Origin of the sequence: Ruminococcus sp. YRD2003, assembly GCA_900109435.1 — a bacterium.
In the GTDB taxonomy this organism is placed as follows: Bacteria; Bacillota; Clostridia; order Oscillospirales; family Ruminococcaceae; genus Ruminococcus; species Ruminococcus flavefaciens_G.
In genome coordinates, this window is sequence record FNZT01000035.1 from 1 (window position 1) to 3,769 (window position 3,769).

At 42.8% G+C, this 3,769-nt stretch carries 4 protein-coding genes; 1 reads left to right on the top strand and 3 read right to left on the bottom strand.

Annotated features, from left to right (window positions below; all coding sequences use genetic code 11):
* Positions 1 to 1,107 (bottom strand): hypothetical protein (locus BMX22_RS15575; protein ID WP_143055566.1); only part of this gene is annotated, 1,107 nt, incomplete at its 3' end.
* Between the two features lie 262 nt (positions 1,108 to 1,369).
* Between BMX22_RS15575 and BMX22_RS15580 the strand changes: the two genes are divergently transcribed.
* Entirely contained in the window at positions 1,370 to 2,218 is an 849-nt protein-coding gene (locus tag BMX22_RS15580; protein WP_074743548.1) for a hypothetical protein, read from the top strand.
* 128 nt (positions 2,219 to 2,346) lie between these two features.
* Here BMX22_RS15580 and BMX22_RS15585 read toward each other — a convergent pair whose 3' ends face one another.
* Both BMX22_RS15585 and BMX22_RS15590 read right to left on the bottom strand, forming a co-directional pair.
* Complete coding sequence (locus BMX22_RS15585) at positions 2,347 to 2,919, bottom strand: recombinase family protein (protein ID WP_074743549.1); 573 nt, start codon at positions 2,917 to 2,919, stop codon at positions 2,347 to 2,349.
* The coding region (locus BMX22_RS15590) for a class II glutamine amidotransferase (protein ID WP_318259791.1) at positions 2,919 to 3,769 on the bottom strand (851 nt) is incomplete at its 5' end. The genes BMX22_RS15585 and BMX22_RS15590, both read right to left, overlap by 1 nt.

Consider the following 3,769-nt stretch of genomic DNA (forward strand, 5'->3'; position numbering starts at 1 on the left):
TCCATCCAACATAGAGATCTCACAGAATAGCTCATGTTTTAATTGAGATGAAGCGTAGCCGGATAAGATCACTGGAATCTGAAGAAACTCTCCGCCAGCATTAAGAACGCGTTTGTGGAGAGCGTCAACGCCCTTTTCTCGCTTGCCCTCTTCATCCGCCTTAGTATCATCGCTTATGAGCAGAACAGCGTCATTGAGGATATCTCCTGCTTTTTCAATGCCTTTACCATTGCTTAGAGTCAACAGTCTGCCACGTCCGTAGGACACGTTGTCATATATCGCCGTCAACAGAGAAATATCAGCTCTGTCGGTTGGCTTTGTGACGATTATCTGGTCGCAGTAGATGCCGAATTTGCTTGCCAAGCTTTGCAGATAGCTTGACGTGCGAATCAGAAACGGAATTTTCAGGTTGGAATAGGTCCTGAAGACATCGTGAAATTTCCAACTCCTACTCTTTTCGTCCGCGTATATGAGTGTGCGTATTCTCGGTGTTTCTCGTTGTTCTATACTCTCCGAGAATCTACATCTCAAAATAGGAGGATACCTGCCTCTTGATTGCCAACGACCAAGATTAGCCGAAAGAAATTCCCAGCCCTGTTTGAAGCCAACGTAAATAGCCTTTTCGGTATCTGCCTTTTCAAGAACAAGGGTTTCTACAAGCCGCTCACAAAGGTCGTCTTTTCGCTTACCGCTTTGTGGCGGAAGATTTAAGTATTTGCAGAGCTTCCTTTTTTCAAGGACGGCAATTGGAACAAATTCTTCTTGGGTTGTTGTCATCACATTCTTAAAATGCTTAACAATATATCCGATCTTTGTTTTGCCTTGAATGACCGCAACTGCGGATAGAACGCTGAACTCGATTAGAGGAAGAGTCTTAACTATCTTGCCATTGACGACCTTCATATATCCATGCTGAGTGCCGAGCGAGTTGGAGACGAACAATTCATATTCTACCCCGAGTTCCTGAGCTGACTTTTTTATCAACTCATCCATGCTTGCGAACCCAAGTTTTGTGATACCGAAGACCTGAGCATTTTGAGGCGCATCCGCTTGCTGTAAGTCGGGCGGATGAGCTTGCTGTTGTGGCAGTAGTCTTTCTACTGGCATATCAATGCTCCTTTCATTTTTTATTTCAGTAGCCTTAAAAGCAGGTGGGATTTTTATTCAACACAAAAATCGTCTTTTTTCAAGCCGATTTGGGACATATCTAAATAAGGTTCAAATCTTTTCACCTACTCGTAGCAGCAACTGAGATTTTTTTGGACTTGTCCGTCCTATATTTAGCATAACATTCTTGTGCTCCATTTTCAATTCAACAAGAATATACACTTACGTACAATAGTAAATGTATAGAAAGGCGGGAAATGATATGAATTTTGGTGAGTCCATAGCCGCTTTTGGTACTGGATACCGAAAGCTTTTAGACAAACGAACAAACAAGGTACTGACTAAATCTGACTTTTGTAAATACCTCCTTTGCAGGATTTCAAAAGATGAAATCGTAGTGTTGTACAGTGATGGTATAGAAGATAAAAAGCATGAACGCGGCAAGGATACATTTACTTCATACTATCGAAATAAAGATCGAAGATCATTACATCCTATTGCTGAAAGCATAATTAACAGCAATAACCTTGATACAAGCAAGTTTATGAGTTTTCTCGAAGATTATTGTGAAAACTATAGTAAAGAAAAACTTCTAACGAATTTCAAGAAATATCTTCCTTCTGCTTCCACTTCAACACTCTTTGATGGTATTACGGACGAGTTCGTAAAGATTCTTAAAGGGGAAGAATCTATACCGGATAATAGACGAAAAGGGCCTGCATCATTGAATAAGGCTGATTACGCTAAAGAAAGTGATGACTCTTTGGAAGCTAAAATGGATAGGTTGTTAAATACACTTATCATAACCGGTCGTGAAATAGCTGAATTTACACGAACTGGCGTTGGCGACGATGTTAGGTATTCAAGATTGATGCGTAAGCTGAAGAATGATTTCAAGCAGTTATTAGCGCTCTCAGAGCTATTACACTCAAGCACAAGTGATGATTCATCTATTTATAATGAAATATGTACTTCTGTTCTAAGTTTAGAGGCAAAAAGCTTTATTCTGACAACACATGAATTTATGATAGAATCTGTTAAAAATTACCATATTCACAGACTGAGTGAACTTTTAAGAAGGGTAAAAGAGGGCAAGCCAATATGTCAATAGCCTATAGCCTATTGAAGCACCGAAAAACTGTTTCATATAAGTCGTTTATGGACTTCTGAAATATTGCAATATAAACAGCCACCTTATTGAAAGATGATTGGAGCCGGTTATTACCGGCTCCGTCTCATTTATGTAAACTTTCTTTCGTATTCTTTGAGCCTGCGGTAGAAAGTATTGGTTCGCAGTCCCATTTCTTTCTGAAACCATACAGCAGTAATCCTTCCTGACTTCCATTGCTCATACAGTTGTCCGAACTTTACCCAATCAATGCCGATAGGATGTCGCCCTTTGTACTTGCCCTGAGATTTAGCTATGGCGATTCCCTCACGCTGACGCTGTAAGGTTTGTTCTCGTTCCAGTTCGGAGAGCGCTGCGAATATTGACAGCACGAAACGTCCCTGCGGAGTGTTGGTATCTATATTCTCCTTGCTGCTGACAAGAGTAACGCCCTTTTTCTGGAGCACATCAATTATGTTGAGCAGGTCACGGGTCGAACGTCCGAGCCTGCTGATGCTTTCAATATATAAGGTATCTCCCTCGCGGACATATTCAAGCATAGCTTTCAGCTCCGGACGGTTGGCGTTCTTACCGGACATCTTCTCAGCGAAGACACGCTCTACCTGATACTGCTTCATCAGTGCTTCCTGACGGGCGGTCTCCTGATGCTCAGTCGATACACGGATATACCCGATTTTGCCCATTACCAAATACCTCCGTAGCAGCTTTCATACAGGCTTTCGCCGCACATATATTTCACATCACGCAGAGCCTCTTGAAGGAGATTATGGTCTGCGAGCATATCCTCTATCTCGTCGCAAGTATAGCCGTACTCCAGCAAAAGCTCCACATCTGCACTGTCAACTCCATAGCAGCCGCAATACGACAGCAGCAATTCTTCGTGAATGTTATAGTATGGGCTATCATCAAAGTCAAACCAGGATGAATACTTAGAACGGTATATCTTCGGCTCGAACTCTGTACGCGTAATATTACCGGAAGAACTGATGCGGATAATATCCCCCTCAACAGTATCTACTTTATTAGATGCAAACTTATGGAGTCCTACCTGTTTCAACGCCTTCTTCATGATGCTTTCAGTGCTGGCGTATACATACAGCCCAAGCACTGGAAAGTGCAGCAGGCACATCGGGTTACTCCCTTTTATAATGTATAGGGAGTTCTGCTCGTCCAGTACCGTGAATGTGAAGTTACCCTCCACTGTCTCAGCCATGTACTTGAGACTATCAAAGTCTAGCTTCTGCTGAGTTTCTATAAGCTGACAAGCTGCGTAACTATCCGTCTCAATATATGTATCGGGGATAAGCTTGTCTTTGCGGAGCTGCTTGTCGTTCCAGAGGCAGCCGTTATGTGCAAAGGCAAATTCGGTGTCACCTGCGACGCTGCGGAAGGGGTGGTTGTTAAAATTCTGCGATTTATCGCCTTGTGTTGCCATTCGCGTGTGTCCCATAATAGCAGCAGTACCGTCAGGCGGATTGAAGTGAAGCTTGTGAGCAGGTTTCGGGCGCTTGTAAATAACTACCTCGCCGTCCC